The sequence below is a fragment of the Bradyrhizobium sp. HKCCYLS20291 genome, from assembly GCF_051167715.1.
In the GTDB taxonomy this organism is placed as follows: Bacteria; Pseudomonadota; Alphaproteobacteria; order Rhizobiales; family Xanthobacteraceae; genus Bradyrhizobium.
This window is the reverse complement of record NZ_JBNPTO010000001.1, coordinates 475803-493336: the sequence shown is the minus strand read 5'-3', so window position 1 is coordinate 493336 and position 17534 is coordinate 475803. Positions and strand designations below refer to the sequence as shown.

At 65.4% G+C, this 17534-nt stretch carries 12 protein-coding genes; 9 read left to right on the top strand and 3 right to left on the bottom strand.

The features are described 5' to 3' along the window. Positions 1-179 precede the first annotated feature (179 nt). The 7 genes from ACQR07_RS02290 (at position 180) to ACQR07_RS02260 (ending at position 9397) form a co-directional block, all read left to right on the top strand. On the top strand, positions 180-1664 hold the full coding sequence (locus tag ACQR07_RS02290) for a DUF4153 domain-containing protein (RefSeq protein ID WP_434900743.1): 1485 nt from the start codon (positions 180-182) through the stop codon (positions 1662-1664). Positions 1665-1687: 23 nt separating this feature from the next. Further along, the gene (locus ACQR07_RS02285) at positions 1688-2383 is read left to right on the top strand and encodes a response regulator (RefSeq protein WP_434900742.1); all 696 of its coding nucleotides are present in this window, start codon (positions 1688-1690) and stop codon (positions 2381-2383) included. Continuing rightward, positions 2380-3999 (top strand): ATP-binding protein, encoded by a 1620-nt coding sequence (locus tag ACQR07_RS02280; protein ID WP_434900741.1) that lies wholly within the window; start codon positions 2380-2382, stop codon positions 3997-3999. The genes ACQR07_RS02285 and ACQR07_RS02280 overlap by 4 nt, the downstream gene beginning before the upstream one ends. A gap of 320 nt (positions 4000-4319) precedes the next feature. Next, positions 4320-5936: an ABC transporter substrate-binding protein gene (locus ACQR07_RS02275; protein WP_434900740.1), complete on the top strand. Its 1617-nt coding sequence runs from the start codon at positions 4320-4322 to the stop codon at positions 5934-5936. Positions 5937-5960: 24 nt separating this feature from the next. Further along, the gene (locus ACQR07_RS02270) at positions 5961-6938 is read left to right on the top strand and encodes an ABC transporter permease (RefSeq protein WP_434900739.1); all 978 of its coding nucleotides are present in this window, start codon (positions 5961-5963) and stop codon (positions 6936-6938) included. A gap of 3 nt (positions 6939-6941) precedes the next feature. Beyond that, positions 6942-7772 (top strand): ABC transporter permease, encoded by an 831-nt coding sequence (locus ACQR07_RS02265; protein ID WP_434900738.1) that lies wholly within the window; start codon positions 6942-6944, stop codon positions 7770-7772. Beyond that, positions 7769-9397: an ABC transporter ATP-binding protein gene (locus ACQR07_RS02260; protein ID WP_434900737.1), complete on the top strand. Its 1629-nt coding sequence runs from the start codon at positions 7769-7771 to the stop codon at positions 9395-9397. Before ACQR07_RS02265 ends, ACQR07_RS02260 begins: the two co-directional genes overlap by 4 nt. Here the strand turns inward: ACQR07_RS02260 and ACQR07_RS02255 are convergent. Beyond that, positions 9394-10704, bottom strand: a complete 1311-nt coding sequence (locus tag ACQR07_RS02255) for an NAD(P)/FAD-dependent oxidoreductase (protein WP_434900736.1) — start codon at positions 10702-10704, stop codon at positions 9394-9396. The two genes, ACQR07_RS02260 and ACQR07_RS02255, sit on opposite strands and share 4 nt — an antisense overlap. Before the next feature lie 149 nt (positions 10705-10853). Here ACQR07_RS02255 and ACQR07_RS02250 point away from each other — a divergent pair, with 149 nt between their 5' ends. After that, positions 10854-11711, top strand: coding sequence for a VOC family protein (locus tag ACQR07_RS02250; RefSeq protein WP_434900735.1), 858 nt, complete (start codon positions 10854-10856; stop codon positions 11709-11711). A 43-nt stretch (positions 11712-11754) separates the two neighbouring features. On the opposite strand, the gene ACQR07_RS02245 is transcribed toward ACQR07_RS02250, so the two are convergent. Together ACQR07_RS02245 and ACQR07_RS02240 are read right to left on the bottom strand one after the other, a co-directional pair. Beyond that, positions 11755-12789, bottom strand: coding sequence for a 2Fe-2S iron-sulfur cluster-binding protein (locus ACQR07_RS02245; protein WP_434867150.1), 1035 nt, complete (start codon positions 12787-12789; stop codon positions 11755-11757). After that, complete coding sequence (locus ACQR07_RS02240) at positions 12789-14720, bottom strand: ethylbenzene dehydrogenase-related protein (RefSeq protein WP_434900734.1); 1932 nt, start codon at positions 14718-14720, stop codon at positions 12789-12791. The genes ACQR07_RS02245 and ACQR07_RS02240 overlap by 1 nt, the downstream gene beginning before the upstream one ends. A 1028-nt stretch (positions 14721-15748) precedes the next feature. Here ACQR07_RS02240 and ACQR07_RS02235 point away from each other — a divergent pair. Next, positions 15749-17533: a type I secretion system permease/ATPase gene (locus ACQR07_RS02235; RefSeq protein ID WP_434900733.1), complete on the top strand. Its 1785-nt coding sequence runs from the start codon at positions 15749-15751 to the stop codon at positions 17531-17533. Position 17534 lies beyond the last annotated feature (1 nt).

Below are 17534 nucleotides of genomic sequence, written 5' to 3'. Positions count from 1 at the left end.
CTCTCCCGTAACGCCGTCAATCTGCCGGCACCAGTTGCAGATTGGCGGCTGCACAAAATCTGCAAACAAATCCTGAAATGCTGCAGAGCCCCTCGTGAGCCGCTGCAAGCTCCTGCGTCATGCTCGGTCATCGGCTGGCGAACGCCAGCGCGTCGTGCCCCAATCGAGGATTTCAGTAAATGACCAGCTCTGCCGAGCCGCTGGCTGCACCAGCCGCTTCGCTCTCAACATGGCCCAAATTCGCGATCGCCTTCGCGCTGCTCGGGCTCGCCGACGCCCTGTTCTACGATCAGCCCGCGGGGCTGTCGTTTGCGATCTTCGCCGCTGCGCTGGTTGCGGCCAGCCTGCTCGTCAATCACGCCAGCATCGACCGGCCGCGGATGATGCTGGCGACCTTCACTCTCGTGGTCGGCCTGCTCCCCGCAATCGAGGATTTCACCCTGCTGTCCGTAGCGAGCGTCGTGCTCGCAACGCTTTCGGCAATCGCCCTGTCGACCAATCCGAACGCCAGAGGACTTCGCCTGCCCCTCACGGCTGCGCGACAGTTGCTCCTGATCGGACCGTTGAGGCTGATCCCCGACGCCATCGCCACAATTCGCGCGCATGATTTCACGCGGCTTCTGCTGACTTGGAGCATTCCACTGGCGCTTGGCCTCGTCTTCGTCCTGCTGTTTGCCGCGGCCAATCCCGTCATCGAGCAGTGGCTCGATCAACTCCGGCCACAGAGCGCCGTCACGAATTTGAACTTCGGCCGCCCCATCTTCTGGTTCTTGATGCTGTCGCTGATCTGGCCGTTCATCCATCTGCGCTGGCCTCAGCGGACGACGACGCCAAGTCTGCCGATAAGTCTGCCGATCGATGCCTTGACCGAACAGGCGACGTCGGTCGTCGCGCCCATCCTCGGTCCGCAGACCGTCGTCCGCTCTCTCCTGCTGTTCAACCTGCTGTTTGCAATCCAGACGGTGCTCGATGGCGTCTATCTGTGGGGGCATGTCGTGCTCCCCAACGGGATGACCTACGCCACCTATGCTCACCGCGGCGCCTATCCGCTGATCGTCACAGCGCTGCTGGCTGCGGGCTTCGTCATCATCGCCGTCCGCAGCCAACACGAGGACGAGCCGCGGCTCATCCGTCCGCTGGTCTACCTCTGGGTCGCTCAGAACCTGATGCTGGTGGTCTCCTCGATCCAGCGGGTTCACATCTACGTCCAGACCTATCTCCTGACCTACTGGCGCATTGCGGCGGTGATCTGGATGGCACTGGTTGCCGTCGGACTGATCCTCATCGTGATCAGGATCGCCCTGGACCGCCCCACGGCATGGCTCGTCCGCATGAACCTGATGACGCTTGCGGCAGCGCTCTATGGCTGCGCGCTCGTCAATTTCGCGGGTGTGATCGCCGACTACAACGTGAGCCATAGCCGGGAGGCCGGTCGGAGCGGAGCTACCATCGACATGCAGTATCTCGCGAGCCTCGGCCCGCCGGCTCTCCCGGCGCTCCAACGGGCCATGCTGCTGTCCCACGAGCCCACCTTGTCCGGGATCTACGATCGCCTGCGCGAGCAGCAAGCAAACGACATGGCGAACTGGCGCTCCTGGACATTCCGCGGCTGGCGCTTGCAGCGCTATCTCGATACACATCCCTTCAGCCACACGCCAAGCTGATGTCCCGCCGCGGAGCCCCGACCGTGTCCCCCCGAATCCTCATCGTCGACGACGATCCGCACATCCGCGAGGTGCTGCGCGTCGCTCTGAGCAAGGCCGGCATGGCGGTGACGGAAGCCGCCGATGGCCGGGCCGCCCTGACCAGGTTCGGCGAGGACCGCGCCGACCTGATCGTGCTCGACGTCGGCATGCCCGAGTTCGACGGCCTCGAGGTCTGCCGGCGCATCCGGCGGACCTCGCAGGTGCCGATCCTGTTCCTGTCGGCGCGCGACGAAGAGATCGATCGCATCCTCGGGCTCGAGATCGGCGGCGACGATTACGTCACCAAGCCGTTCAGCCCGCGCGAGCTGGTCGCCCGCATCAACGTCATTCTCCGGCGGGTCGCATCCGGAGATCGCACAGCCGAGCCGGAGGAGCTGGCGCACGGCCGGCTCCGGCTCGACCCGCAGCAGCACCAGGCCCGTTTCGGCGAGACCCCGCTGACGCTCACGGCACTGGAGTTCAGCATCCTGCGAACCTTGATGACGCGGCCCACCGTCGTCTTCAACCGCGAGCAGATCATGGGCGCGGCCTATCAGCTCAACATCCAGGTCTCCGACCGGACCATCGACAGCCACATCCGCAACATCCGCGCCAAGCTCGCGGCGGCCGGCTGCGAGGATGCCATCGAGACCGTGCATGGCGTCGGCTTCCGGCTTGGCCGCTGCGGCGCGCCATGATGGCGCCGACACCAAAGCGAAAGTGGCGTCCGTCGCTCGGGCAGATCATGTTCGGCGTGCTGGCGCTGGTGGCCACGCTGCCGCTGGTCGGGCTGTTCTTCTTCCGCATCTACGACAACCAGCTGATCCGCCAGACCCAGGCCGAGCTGATCGCGCAGAGCCGCGTGCTGGCGGCCGTCTATGCCGAGGAGGTCACGGCGCGGCTCGCATCCGGCATTCCGCTGGGCGCGGAGATCCCGCCGGAAGCCCGGCCCGACGATGCCGACGAGGTGACGCCGATCCGTCCCCTGCTCGACCTGCTGGCCAACGATCTGTTCGTCCGCCGCCCCGATGCCCGCGAGGCCAGCCGGCCTGCAGACCCGGCTTACGTGGCGATCGGCGCGCGGCTCTGGCCGGTGGTGCGCGAGACCCAGAAGGTCACCCTCGCGGGATTCCGCGTGCTCGATCCGCAGGGCGTCGTGATCGCCGGCCGCGACGAGATGGGCAAATCACTTGCCCACATCGAGGAGGTCGCAGCCGCCCTGAAGGGGAAATACAGCGCGGCGCTTCGGATCCGGATTCCCGACAAGGCGCCGCCGCCGATCTATTCGATCAGCCGCGGCGTCGGCGTTCACGTCTTCTCGGCGATGCCCGTGGTCGTCAACGATCATGTCGCCGGTGTCATCTACACCTCGCGGACGCCCCGCAACATCTTCGAGCATCTCTATGTGGAGCGCGGCAAGTTCATCGCGGCCGGCTCCGCGATCGTGCTCACGACGCTGCTGGTCGGCCTCATCGTTGCCCGCACCATCACGCGGCCGATGCGCGAGCTGGTCGATCGCGCCGGCCGGATCGGCCGCAACGATCCCGAGGGATTCCGCCCGCTCGCCCATTACGGCACACGCGATTTCGCCGAGCTGGCCGAGCACTTCTTCGCCATGGCCGAGCAGCTGGCGCGACGCTCGAACTACATCAGGAATTTTTCCGCGCATCTGACCCATGAGCTCAAATCGCCGCTGACCTCGATCAAGGGCGCAGCAGAGCTGATGCTGGATTCGCTGCATGCATCGTCGGATCATCTCACGCCTGCGGAGCAAGCGAAATTTCTCAACAACATCCTCGGCGATGCCGAACGGCTGGACCGGATGGCGCAGCGCCTGCGCGAGCTCGCCCGCGCCGAAGCCGTACAGCAGAGCGAAGCCTGCAGCCTGTCCGACGTGATCGCGCCGCTGCGCGAGCGCTTTCCTGCCATGCAGATCGAAACCGACGGCTCTCTCGAGCGCCAGGTCGGTCTATCGAGCGAGACGCTTCTGATCGTCCTCACGCATCTTGCCGACAATGCCGCGCGACATGGGGCTGGTAAGATCAGGCTGGAGGCCGAGGCTCATCCCGATCGGCTCGTCCTGAAGGTCGGCAACGACGGCAGCCCAATCTCGCCGGCGAACCGGGAACGGATCTTCGACGCGTTCTTCACCACGCGGCGCGACAGCGGCGGCACTGGCATGGGACTGGCGATCGTGCGCGCCGTCATGATGAGCCACGGCGGGGAAATCAACCTCCTGCCGGCGGAACGCGACGTCTGTTTCGAGCTGTCTCTGCCAACTCGCGGAGAGCCGCGACAGACCCACCTCAAATAGCACCGCACCCCTGCTCTCCTCCGAGGTTGCAGGTCGGGTGAAGATCTGTCTGTGGAGGACGCCGGACCGGGTCCGGCTACGGCTCGCGCGCTGGTGCCGGCGGCAGCAGACAATTGCCATGCTGCCGGTCCACCGAAATCCGGCCATCCTGTCGAACGTTCGTATACGAGCAATCCATTTCTCGTCCGTCGCTGCCGCGGCGGCGGCGGCTGCGACGGTTCGGCCGCGCAAAGGGGAATGACTCGGCCACGCGATCCGCGTAAGCTTCAGGCCTATTGCACCATCGGCCAGCCCCTAGCTGCGTCCTTCGGGAGACCTTGATGAATTCGAGCCGTTTCGAGATCAATCGCCGCACCGCACTTCTGACCTCCGCTGCGATTGCCGCCAACGTCGTCAATCCGTTTCGCGCCTTCGCCCAGGAGACGCCGCGCAAGGGTGGCGTGTTCAACGTCCACTACGGCGCCGAGCAGCGGCAGCTGAACCCGAGCCTGCAGGCCTCGACCGGCGTCTACATCATCGGCGGCAAGATTCAGGAAAACCTCGTCGACCTCGACGCCCAGGGACAGCCGGTCGGTGTTCTCGCCGAGAGCTGGGAAGCTGCGCCCGACGGCAAGACCGTGACCTTCAAGCTCCGCAAGGGCATCACCTGGCACGACGGCAAGCCATTCACGTCCGAGGACGTGGCCTTCACGGCGATGAACATGTGGAAGAAGATCCTCAACTACGGATCGACCCTGCAGCTGTTCCTCACTGCGGTTGATACGCCCGATCCGCAGACGGCGATCTTCCGCTACGAGCGCCCGATGCCGCTGAACCTGCTGCTTCGCGCCCTGCCGGATCTCGGCTACATCTCGGCCAAGCACATCTACGAGACCGGCGACATCCGCCAGAACCCGGCCAACCTGGCGCCGGTCGGCACCGGGCCGTTCAAGTTCGTGAAATACGAGCGCGGCCAATACATCATCGCCGAGCGCAATGCCGACTATTGGCGGTCGAACGCGTCCTATCTCGACCGCATCGTCTGGAAGGTCATCACCGACCGCGCCGCCGCGGCGGCCCAGATGGAAGCCGGCGAACTGCACTATAGCCCGTTCTCGGGGCTCACGATCTCGGACATGGCGCGGCTCGGCAAGGACAAGCGCTTCATCGTCTCGACCAAGGGCAACGAAGGCAACGCGCGCACCAACACGCTCGAGTTCAACGTCCGCCGCAAGGAGCTTGCGGACATCAAGGTCCGCCGCGCGATCGCGCACGCGATCAACGTGCCGTTCTTCATCGAGAACTTCCTCGGCGATTTCGCCAAGCTCGGCACTGGTCCGATCCCGTCGACCTCGACGGACTTCTATCCCGGCGCCAACACGCCGCAATATCCTTACGACAAGGCCAAGGCCGCGGCGCTGCTCGACGAAGCCGGCTACAAGCCGGCGGCCGGCGGCAACCGCTTCTCGCTGAAGCTGCTGCCCGCGCCCTGGGGCGAGGACATCTCGCTGTGGTCGACCTTCATCCAGCAGTCGCTCGGCGAGGTCGGCATTACGGTCGAGATCGTCCGCAACGACGGCGGCGGGTTCCTCAAGCAGGTGTATGACGAGCACGCCTTCGATCTCGCGACCGGCTGGCACCAGTACCGCAACGATCCTGCCGTCTCGACGACGGTGTGGTACCGCTCCGGCCAGCCCAAGGGCGCGCCCTGGACCAATCAGTGGGGCTGGGACGACGCCAAGATCGACAAGATCATCGACGATGCCGCCACCGAGGTCGACCCGGCCAAGCGCAAGGCGCTCTATGCCGACTTCGTGCGCGAGGCCAATACCGAGCTGCCGGTGTGGATGCCGATCGAACAGATCTTCGTCACGGTGATCACGGCCAAGGCGCGCAATCATTCCAACACGCCGCGCTGGGGATCGTCGAGCTGGCACGATCTCTGGCTTTCCGCCTGAGCCGAACTCCGTCAGGATGAGGCGATGCGCATCTTGAGCCTTGCGGGGCGGCGGCTCGCCGCCTCGGTCCCGACCCTGTTCCTGATCTTGATCGGCGTCTTCCTGCTGCTGCAGCTCGCGCCCGGCGACACGGTCGACGCGATGATGGCGCAGATGGGCGGTGGCGACGCCGCGACTGCGCGCGAGCTGCGCCGGTTCTACGGGCTGGACGTCTCCGTGCCGATGCAGCTCGTCAACTACCTGTGGCGGCTGGTGCGGCTCGATCTCGGGTTCTCCGCGATCTACGGCAAGCCCGTCGCGGCCGTGATCCTGGAGCGGCTGCCGCCCACCCTGCTGCTGATGATCTCGGCGCTGTCGTTTGCCTTCTTCTTCGGGCTCGTCCTCGGCGTCATCGCGGCGCGCGGCGTCAACCGCTGGCCGGATACGCTGATCTCGACCGTCGGACTGATCTTCTACGCGACGCCCTCGTTCTGGTTCGGCCTGATGGCCATCGTGGTGTTCTCGATCTATCTGCAATGGCTACCGGCCGGCGGCTTCGAGGACATCGGCGCAGTCAGTACCGGTATCTGGCGCATACTCGACATCGCGCGCCATCTGATCCTGCCGTCGTTAACGCTCGGATTGATCTTCCTGGCGATCTATCTGCGCATCATGCGGGCGTCGATGCTGGAGGTCCTCAATCTCGACTTCGTGCGCACGGCGCGCGCCAAGGGCCTGGACGAAACCAGGATCATCACCCGCCACGTGCTGCGCAACGCGCTGCTGCCGATGGTGACGCTCATCGGGCTGCAGGCCGGGACGATGCTCGGCGGCTCCGTCGTCGTCGAGACCGTGTTCTCGCTGCCGGGCCTCGGCCGGCTCGCCTATGAGTCCGTCGTCCAGCGCGATCTCAACACCCTGCTCGGCATCGTCTTCGTCTCCGCCCTGCTGGTGATCCTCGTCAACTTCATCACCGACCTGCTCTACGCGCGGCTCGATCCGCGCATCAGCGCGGAGAGCTAGAGCATGGATGCCGTGAAACGCTACTTTCGCAGCCCGCCGGCGGTGCTGGGTCTGATCCTGCTGCTGATCGTCATCGGCATGGCCGCAAGCGCCGGCTATCTCTATCCGCGCGACCCGCTGGCGCTCGCCGGACGTCCGCTGGTCTGGCCGTTCGCCAATCCGCGCTTCCTGCTCGGCACCGACAATTCCGGCCGCGACATTGCCGCCCAGATCTTTCACGGCGCGCGGATCTCGCTCCTGATCGGCGGTGTCGCCACGCTGATCGCGGTGGCCATCGGCGTGCTCGTCGGAGCCGTGGCCGGCTACTACGGCGGATGGATCGACAACATCCTGATGCGGATCACGGAGGCGTTCCAGACCCTGCCGAACTTCGTCCTGCTGCTGGTGCTGGTGGCCGTGTTCGGCTCGACCTTGACGACGGTCACGATCGCGGTGGGGATCGTCTCATGGCCTGCGCCGGCGCGGCTGACACGGGCCGAGTTTCTCTCGCTGCGCAACCGCGAATTCGTCCAGGCCGGCCGGACGCTCGGCATGCGTGACATGCAGCTGATCGTGCGCGAGATCCTGCCGAACGCGCTGCCGCCGGTGATCGTCTACGCCGGCGTGGTCATGGCGGTTGCGATCCTGCTGGAGAGTGCGCTTGCCTTCCTGCGTCTGTCCGATGCCAACGTGGCCTCCTGGGGCAACCTGATCGGTCTCGGTCGCGACGTGCTGCGCGTGCAGTGGTACGTCTCGGCGATCCCTGGGGTCGCCATCCTGATCACCGTGCTCGCAGTATCCCTGGTCGGCCAGGGCCTCAATGATGCGCTGAACCCACGGCTGAAGCAGCGATGAGTTCGACAGGACCCATCCTCGCGGTCGACCGTCTCAGCGTCCGCCTGCCGCGCGGCGCCGACCGCACGCATGCCATTTCCGAAGTGTCGCTTTCGATCGCCGAGAACGAGATCGTCTGCATCGTCGGCGAGTCCGGCTCGGGCAAGTCGATGATGGCCAATGCCATCATGCGGCTGCTGCCGGAAGGCGTCAGCACCGATGGCGGCCAGATCCTGTTCGCGGGACGCGATCTCTGCACGGCCCCGGCCGCCGAGATGCGCAGCATCCGCGGCGCCGACATCGCCATGGTGTTCCAGGAGCCGATGACGGCGCTCAATCCGTTGCGCACGATCGGCGACCAGATCGGCGAGGTTTTGGAGATCCACACCGATCTTTCCAAGGCCGAGATCAAGACCCGCGTGCTGTCGCTGTTGTCTGACGTCAACATCCCCGATCCGCCGCGTGCGGCGAAAGCCTACCCGCACGAGCTGTCCGGCGGCCAGCGGCAGCGCGCGATGATCGCGATGGCCTTGGCGCTCGATCCGAAGCTCCTGATCGCCGATGAGCCGACCACGGCGCTCGACGTGACGACGCAGGCCCAGATCCTCAAGCTGATCCGCGAACTGCAGCAGCGCCGCAAGACGGCGGTGCTGTTCATCACCCACGATTTCGGCGTCGTCGCCGAGATCGCCGACCGTGTGGTCGTCATGCAGCACGGCGTCGTCGTCGAGCAAGGTGCCGCGAGCGACGTGCTACGCCATCCGCAACACGCCTATACGCAACAGCTGATGGCCGCGGTGCCGCCGGTTACGGCGCCACCGCCGCGCGCTCTGTCGAATGACACCATCCTCGCCATCTCGGGCGTGGCCAAGACCTATCGGACCGGCGGCTTTCTCGGCCGCGGCGAGCGCGTCACGCACGCCGTCAAAGATGTCACGCTGACGCTGCCGAAGGGCGCGACGCTCGGCATCGTCGGCGAGTCCGGCTCCGGCAAATCCACCCTCGCCCGCTGCATCATCCGCCTGATCGATCCCGATGCCGGATCGATCCTGCTCGACGGTCATGATTGGGCCCGGCTGTCGCGCGGCGAGATCCGGCAGCGCACGCAGCAGATGCAGATGGTGTTCCAGGATCCGTTTGCCTCGCTGAACCCGCGCCACAAGGCGATCGAACTCGTGGCGCAGGGGCCGATCGTGCATGGCACGCCGCGTGACCAGGCGCTCAGTGAAGCCCGCGAGCTGTTCCAGCTGGTGGGTCTCGATCCCATTGCCGCCGATCGTTTTCCGCACGAATTCTCCGGCGGCCAGCGCCAGCGCATCGGGCTTGCGCGCGCGCTGGCGCTGAAGCCGGCTGTCCTGGTTGCTGACGAGCCGGTGTCGGCACTCGACGTTTCCGTACAGGCCCAGGTCTTGCGGCTGCTTACCGATTTGCGCGAGCGGCTCGGCCTGTCGATCATCTTCATCACGCATGATCTGCGCGTCGCGGCGCAGATCTGCGATCTCGTCGCCGTGATGAAGGACGGCCTCGTGGTCGAGCACGGCCTCACACACGACGTGTTCGGCAGTCCGCAGCATCCGTACACGCAGGCCTTGCTCGAGGCCATCCCGGGCGGCGACTTCGCCCGGACCACGCACGGCTCGCTCTAAGCGATCTCTCGCGCGTCGCGATAACGGTACAACAGCAGCTTCAGCGGCGCGAACGGCCGCAGCAGCCCATGCGCGGGAATGGTGACGGGCTCGGTGAATGGCAGCGCCAGCTCGTTGGCCGGCGTGCCGCGAACCGCCTTGGCCAATTCGGCGCCGAGCGGAATGGTGAGCGCGACGGCACGACCGTTGCAACCGGTCCAGCCATAGGCATCCGGGCCGAGGCGGTGAATGCGCGGCATGTAGTCCGTGGTCATGCCGACATAGCCGTTCCAGACGTAGTCGAACTTGACCTCGCCGATCTGCGGCCACAGCCGCTGCAGGCGCTCGGCAACGCGCGCCTTCAGCCGCTCCGCCTTGTTGCCCGGACCGATGATGGCGCCGCCCGTCACCAGGCGATGGCGCGCGTCGTAGCGGGCGAAATAGAGCTCGCCATGGGTATCGGACATCGCCTGGCGCGCCGGGATGATGGTCTTGCGCACATTGTCCGACAGCGGCTGTGTGGCCATCTGCCAGGACAGCACCGGCATCACCTCATGCGCGATGTCTGGCGCGAGCGCCCTCGAGAACTCGCCGGTATAGGCATTGCTCGCCAGCACCAGCGCCCGTGCCGACAGTTCCCCTCGTGCGGTTCGAACCACCCAGCGATCGCCGCGCCGCGCGAAATCGATTACCGGGGAGCGCGCATAGATGCGGCCGCCCAGGCTCAGCACCGTCCGCGCCAACCCGCGCGCCAGCGCCAGCGGATTGATGTGGCCGCCGGTCCTGTTCCAGAAGCCGCCGTGCCATGCTTCGGAGCCGAGCATGTCGCGCGCCTGCTCGCGCGACAGCAGTTCGACAGGAGCGCCGAACTTCGACCACTGCTTGAACCGGCGCTCGGCGATCTTGATCCGGCCGGGCGAGTGCACCGGCTGCACCCAGCCGGCCTGCTCGTGCTCGGCGTCGATGTTGTAGCGTCTCACCGTGTCGAACAGGTTCGACGCGCTATCGCGCAACATCGCGACGAAGCGCTCGCCGGCCGCACCGTGGCGCGCGATCAGATCCTCGGGATCAGGACGCGACAGCGTCGGGATCACCTGGCCGTTGTTCCGGCCCGACGCGCCCCAGCCCGGCTCCATCGCCTCCACGATGGCGACATCGGTCCCGGCCTCGCGCAGATGCAAAGCGGTCGACAGCCCGGTGAACCCGCCGCCGATGATGACGACATCGGCCTGCGCGCTGCCCTGAAGCTCGGGCAGATCAGGCCCCGGCGGGGCATGCGCCGCCCAAAGGGATGGCGGCCATTGAACGGAATTGGTGGTCGTGCTCATCGTGGACAGCTCATCCTTGCTGGTCGATCGACCTGCCGGAGATCGATCTTGCCTTGCGCCCGGTGCCCGGCCGCGCCGGTTGCGGCGCATGGGTCGATTGGGCATAGTTCGGCCGCAATATGCCAACTTCGCTGCAAGGAGACAAACGCGTGGCCCTCAAGAATGTCATCGGTATCGATCACGCGGTCGTCGTGGTGAAGGATCTCGACGCGGCGGCCGAGATCTGGAAGCAGCTCGGCTTCACGCTGTCGCCGCGCGGCACCCACAGCGCCAAGATGGGGTCGGGCAATTACACCATCATGCTCGATCCGGATTACATCGAGCTGCTCGGCATCCTCGCCGAGACCGACCACAATGTTCCGACCCGCAATTTCCTGGCGCAACGCGGCGAGGGCATCGAGCGCATCGCCTTCACCGCGATCGACTCGGCTGCGGGCGCGGAGGAGATTCGCGCCAAAGGCTTCGAGCCGATCGGGCCAATCGACTTCGAGCGTCCGGTGCCCCTGCCCGACGGCACGATCTCGGCAGCAAAATTCCGCGTCTTTCAATGGCCGGTGGCGGAGGCGCCCGGCGGCCTGCGCATCTTCGCCTGCCAGCACAAGACCCGCGAGACGGTGTGGATTCCGGAATTGATGACACACGCCAACGGCGCCAAGCAGCTCAAGCAGGCCCTGATCGTCACGCCCGATCCCGCCAAGGATGCGGCCCATCTGTCGCGGCTGATCGATCGTGACGGGCGCAGCGAAACCGATGGAGCCGTGACGGTCGCCTCGGGCGGCGACCGTGCGGATTTCGTGTTCCTGACCCGGGATCAGCTGGCCGGGCGCTATCCCGGTGTTTCACTCGCTGGTCTGCCCGAGCGCGGCGGCGCCGGCCTGGTGCTGGCCTCGCATGATCTGAGTGTCACGGCAAAGGCGCTGGGCGCGTCAGCTGTCCGCAGCGGCGCGAGTGTGGTCGTGCCGCCGGCCTCCGCAACTGGCACGCTGCTCGCGTTCGTGGCTGGCTAGAACGGCGGCGTGTGGGCGGCCGCCTGGCGCGGCCGCTGCGCCCTCATTCCGCCGGCTGGAACATGGCCGGGCGGCCGCGCTGGCTGTCGAGCCAGCCGACGAGGCGATCCATCAGTCCGCCGCTCGACTCCGACGGCTGCGCCGACGAGACGAACGGATCGCAATGGCACTTTGCGCCGCCGGCGCGCGCCATCTTCGCCACGGCTTCGGTCATGGCAGGCGCGCCGCAGGTGTAGACGACGTCGGTCGGCCTGATTTCGGGCATGTGCTCGGTCGGGCGGCCGCTGCGAATCGCCGGTGAGACGTTCTGCGGCTCCGACACGATCGGGACGATCTTGACGTTGGGGAAGCGCGCGAGCCGGCACAAAGCCTGGTGCATGTAGAACGACTGCAGCGTGCGCGAGACGACGATGAAGATGATCTCTCGCTTGGGATTCTCTGTAATCGCGGCGACGGCGATCGCCCACATCGGCGCGAACCCGGTGCCGCTGGCGACCAGAATGATGCGCCCGCGATGCTTCTGCCGGAAGAACGCGGTGCCGAGCGGCGCGGTCAGCTTGACGCGATGGCCGACCTGGATGTCGCGACCGAGCGCCGACGACACCAGACCGTCCTTCAGAATGCGGATGTGCAGATACAGCAGGTGGCTGTCGGGCGCTCCGACCATCGGGTAGGTCGGGCTGTAGCACCGTGTCGGAAATCCGCGGTACTGCACCTTGGCATATTGTCCTGGGAAGAAGCGCAGCGGCTTCGGCATCTCGATGGTGACGCCGACGACATCCGGCGCAAGGCGCACGAGATCGCCGACCTCGCAGTTCATCGTCACCGTTTCAGGAACGGGTTCGGTGATGATCTTCAGGTCGGACACCACGCGCGCCTGGCAGGCATGCGCCATGTCGCCTTCCATGCCGCCGAACAGCTTGCCGTCGACGACGGTGACTTTACAGGATCCGCAGATTCCGCTGCGGCAGTCATGAGGCAGATCCACACCACTGTTGATGGCGCCGTCGAGCAGGATGTCGCCTACGTTCGCGTAGAACGTTTCCTTGTTGTACTGGATCTTGCAAATCTTCCCCATCACTGCACCTCAAGTCGCATAGGCCGGATCTGCCTCGTGTGTCTGATCTGGGTATGATCAAAAGCCGCGACTCGCATGAAGACGCCATTCTTGATCGGGACGTCGTACTTGCTTTTCGTGTCCAATTTGCGGGCAATTTCGAGCGTCCAATAGCCCGCCGCCCAACGTGCGGCGCATCTGATGTCGGCGCGGTCGCCCGTGAACTCGCCGTTGACGATCACGCCGGGCACGACCGTCCCGATCGGCGTCTGCGCGTCGGCTTCGGCCGAATACGGCACCGATTCCGCCTCCGTCATGAACCAGCGCGCGCCTTCGCTCTCGCCGATGTTCGGGTCGAGCGAGATATCGCCCATCGCCGCGGTCATCGCCGCGATGTCCTTGGGCAGGCGTTTCGGCCTGACGCCGCGGTTTCCAAGCCTGGCGGCCTCCCTGTCGATCACGAAATTGTCCGAATAGTTCGCCGTCCCCGGGTCCGGCGCAAAGCCGCCTTTGTAGGGCGCGAGCCCCTTGACCTGGTCAGGCGTCGGCTCGGCCGGCGGACCAAAATGGCTGTCGTCCATCCACCCCGTCGGACCGCCGCTCGTCGCCTTCCAGAGCCAAGCATCGGCATAGAGGTTCGGCGCCGGCGTATAATGGATGCCGCGCCCCGACAGAGTTGCCGGCTTGTCCGGCATCGGCTGCGCGCTCATGTGAAACGTTCGGTCGGCGGCCAGAGTGATCGGCAGCGTCGTGAACAGCAGCGAAAACTTGTCCTCGTTGAAGTCGTTCTCGTCGCCCTTTTCGAAGCCGTTGTGCAGCAGATGCCACCCGTCGGCCTTCTTGATCAGCGGCAGCTGCTTCAGCGAACGCGTCGGATCATCCCAGGTGACGAGAAAATAGACCCACGTCCCGTCATGCGCCGCCTTGATCCAGACGCGCGATTCGCCCGTACCGTCGAAATTGTCGCCCTGGTTGGTCGTGACCATGTGCGGCTGGATGTTGCGCCAGACGCGATCCGACGAATCGCCGTCGAGCGTCGGCGCGTCGGACGAGGCAATCCGGTACACCGTGACGGTGTCCTCGGCGTAGTAGTCGGCGGCGAACATCGCCGAGCCGATCACGATCGCTGCCGCTGTCGCGACCATGAAGGGGTTGGCCTGAAAGCTCGGATTGCGACGGCGCGAATTGCCCTTTGCCGGCGGCGGACGCATTCTGCCCGACGGCATCCGCTGCTCGGGCCGACTACGCATCGGTTCCTCCATGCGCCGCGCGGCGGGGATCGGCTCCCGCAACGGGGGCGCCTTGGGCCGAGCCGGAGCGGCGGGCTTCGGCGGCGCTTCGGCCTCTTCGAGCTTCTCGGACTGTTCGACCAGCATCGTCAGCAGCTCCACCGGATCGAGCTTCGGCGGCGGCGGCGGCAAGGGTGCCGGACGAAACACGCGATAGAGCTGCATCTTTCCACCGATGCTGAAGTGAACCAGCACGTGCAGCACCAGGAAGGCTGGAATGACCCACGTCGCATACCAATGAATCATCATGGTGACGTAACCGGACGCGACGCCGAAAAACAGCATGCCCCCGGTGACGATCAGCGTCGCCATTGCGATGAACAGCACCCAGTGAAGCATGACGCTGATCGAGCCCAGCCGTGCCGGCCGGCGACCGAACAGGCCCTTGAAACGCATCCTGTCGATGGCGACGCGCCGGCCAAGCCCCGACTTCGCGATGTAGATCATGTAGGCGACGGCGACGCTTGCCAGCACGACGCCTGCCGGCATGTGCCACGTCCAGGTCCGATGCCGGGGCAGCAGCCAGTCCAGATTGTTCGCGATCCAGGCATGATTGGGCGCTTCGGTTGCCATGCGCAGTCCGGTCAGGAAGGCGATCACGGTGGCCCCAACCAGCGTCCAGTGCAGAAAGATCGTTCCGTAGTCGGTTTTGCGAATCTTCATACGTGCGCCTCCCGACCTGCGCGCACGCAACCGGCACGATACGCAGCCGATCCTGCGACCAATTTCATATTCCACGGGCCGACCGCGACCTGCTGGCCTGCCGAACGCGCAGCGCCAACCATCAGCCTTCGCCCCGAATCCACTTCCGCATCACGCGCTCTAGTGGTGATGTAGTTCAGCAAATTTCGTCCCCCAAGATACGCTCATCGGCAACTCTCTGTCTGACATCGACGCGACCGGCGTCGCCTTCTCGTTCGATCGTTGCCCTCTACGCTCGGCGTGACCCTGGAGATCACACCCTGAATGGACCAGTTGCAGCAGCCGGAGCCGGTGACGTGTTGCTCGGACCGCTAGTCCACTGGCCTGCGTTGTTCCTCCCTGCTTTGTTTTGTCGTCGTTAGACGGGATGCCCGGCGCAGGCCGGCGGACCGTTCGCTGAAAGAACGTCCCGCGGATGGCCTGAGCCGCTCCAATCGGTCGCCAGGCGATCGATGATAGAAGAATCCGTGTGTTGATGGTGTTGATGTGTCGCCGCCGCTATCACTATCGTTCCCCACACTGCCGTCGGACGCCGCATGATCGAGATGACAAAGCGAGTCCGTTGCACCGCAGGAAGATTTATTCGGCTTCGTGGCGTCATTCGGCCCGGACCGCGACCAATGAGTGCAGAAGCAAGGTGATAGACAGACGAATGTGTGACGTGGGCGCCCATCGATCGTGACGATCTGTAAAACAATGGTCCAGGCTGGCGGTTGAAATCTTCTTCCGTGGCGAGGCTTTGCCAGCTCAATGCCGTTTTGCGGCCGGCCAGGCCCCTCCAATCCGTTCGCGGCTCTGATCGTCGCCCACTGCGACAGATTTGCCCATGTGTCTCATTGTTGCCGGAAAATCGTCAGCATCGACTGGCAGAAGCGATTGCTGAAGTGTTGTCGTTTGGGAGACGCGTCTGGATGAGTCTGGCTCAAGACCGCCCGAGAACAAAAGCCGCGGCTGCCATTACCGACCTTCTCTCGGGAAGCGACGATCCGGTGACGCGCGGATTGCGGCAGGCCGTCAAGCGGATGGCCGGCATCGGCGTGTTCAGCGGCGTCATCAACATCCTGATGCTCTCCGGCTCGGTCTACATGATGCAGGTCAATGACCGCGTTGTTCCCAGCAAGAACATCGCGACGCTCATCGGCCTGTCCGTCATGATCCTGGTCGTCTATCTCATCCAGGGCTATTTCGACGCGCTACGCACCCGCATGTTGTGCCGGGTGGCCACCGTGTTCGACGCCAGCTTGCAGGACGCGATCCATCACGCCCTGGCCACCCTGCCCCTGCGCGGCACCAAGCCGATGCTGATGCAGCAGCCGCTGCGCGATCTCGACCAGCTCCGCGCGTTCATGTCGAGCATGGGACCGACGGCGTTCCTCGACATGCCCTGGATTCCGATTTTCCTGATCGGCATGTTCCTGTTCCACCCGCTGATCGGGATCACCGCGATCATCGGCACGGTCGGCATCATCTCGATGACGCTCGTGACCGACAGGCTATCGCGTCAGGCGAGCAAGTCCGCCAGCGACACCAGCGCCGCCCGGCAGGTGCTCGCCGATGCGACCCAGCGCAATGCCGAGGTGATTCGCGCGCTCGGAATGGCGGATCGCTTTTCGGCGCGCTGGAACGCGGTCAACGAGCGCTACCTGAAGGACAACATTCGCGCGAGCGACGTCTACGCCAATCTCGGCGCCGCCGCGAAAGTGCTGCGCTATATTCTGCAATCGGGGATGCTCGGAATCGGCGCGGCGCTCGTCGTCTCGGAGCAGGCTTCCGGCGGTGTGATGATGGCGTCGTCGATCCTGATGGGGCGCGCGCTTGCGCCGATCGAGATCGCGCTCGGCAGCTGGAAGCAGCTGGTGGCCGCACGCCAGGGCATCATGCGCCTGCGCGAGATCTGCAAGGCGACCGCCAAGCCGGAAGCGCCGCCGGTGGCGCTGCCGCGTCCCTTCCGCGAGCTGAGCGTCCAGGAACTGACAGTCACCGCCCCGGGCACCGATCGCACGATCGTGCAAAACGTGTCGTTCTCGATTCAGGCCGGCACCGGTCTGGCGCTGCTCGGCGCGAGCGCCTCCGGCAAGACCTCGCTGTCGAAGGCGCTGGTCGGCATCTGGCCCGCGCAGCACGGCTCCGTTCGTCTCGACGGAGCTGCGCTCGACCAATGGAGCAACGAGGATCTCGGCCGCCACATCGGCTATCTGCCGCAGGACGTCGCGCTGTTCGACGGCAGCATCGCCGACAACATCTGCCGCTTTGACGAGAACGCGAGCTCGGACGCGATTCTGAAGGCGGCGCAGATCGCCGGCGTCCACGACATCATCCTGCGTCTGCCCGAGGGCTATTCCACACGAATCGGCCAGGGCGGCATGTCGCTGTCGGCCGGTCAGCGCCAGCGCGTCGGCCTTGCGCGCGCAGTGTACGGCGATCCGTTCCTCATCGTGCTCGACGAGCCGAATGCGAACCTGGACACCGACGGCGAGAACGCGCTGAGCCGCGCCATTCAGATCATGCGGCAGCAGAATCAGAGCATCGTCATCGTCATCTCGCATCGTCCGAGCGCGCTGAATGCGCTCAACATGGCGCTGGTCCTCTACGAAGGCAAAGCCATCGCATTCGGCCCCTGCCAAGAGATCTTCGCCCGCGTTGCCGGCGGCAACAAAGCCGCCGGTCCTGCCGTCACGCATGCCCCCGCAGCACCGCGGGTTGCCGCTCCCGCAGCGGCGCCCAATCCGAATGCCCGATTGCTTCGTCGCGCCGCCCCAGCAGAAAGCGCTTGAT

Bases quoted from the DNA above. Each gene is read 5' to 3' on its own strand.
- ACQR07_RS02290 (WP_434900743.1), top strand. From the start codon at position 180: ATGACCAGCTCTGCCGAGCCGCTGGCTGCACCAGCCGCTTCGCTCTCA.
- ACQR07_RS02280 (WP_434900741.1), top strand. From the start codon at position 2,380: ATGATGGCGCCGACACCAAAGCGAAAGTGGCGTCCGTCGCTCGGGCAG.
- ACQR07_RS02275 (WP_434900740.1), top strand. From the start codon at position 4,320: ATGAATTCGAGCCGTTTCGAGATCAATCGCCGCACCGCACTTCTGACC.
- ACQR07_RS02270 (WP_434900739.1), top strand. From the start codon at position 5,961: ATGCGCATCTTGAGCCTTGCGGGGCGGCGGCTCGCCGCCTCGGTCCCG.
- ACQR07_RS02265 (WP_434900738.1), top strand. From the start codon at position 6,942: ATGGATGCCGTGAAACGCTACTTTCGCAGCCCGCCGGCGGTGCTGGGT.
- ACQR07_RS02260 (WP_434900737.1), top strand. From the start codon at position 7,769: ATGAGTTCGACAGGACCCATCCTCGCGGTCGACCGTCTCAGCGTCCGC.
- ACQR07_RS02255 (WP_434900736.1), bottom strand. From the start codon at position 10,704: ATGAGCACGACCACCAATTCCGTTCAATGGCCGCCATCCCTTTGGGCG.
- ACQR07_RS02245 (WP_434867150.1), bottom strand. From the start codon at position 12,789: ATGGGGAAGATTTGCAAGATCCAGTACAACAAGGAAACGTTCTACGCG.
- ACQR07_RS02240 (WP_434900734.1), bottom strand. From the start codon at position 14,720: ATGAAGATTCGCAAAACCGACTACGGAACGATCTTTCTGCACTGGACG.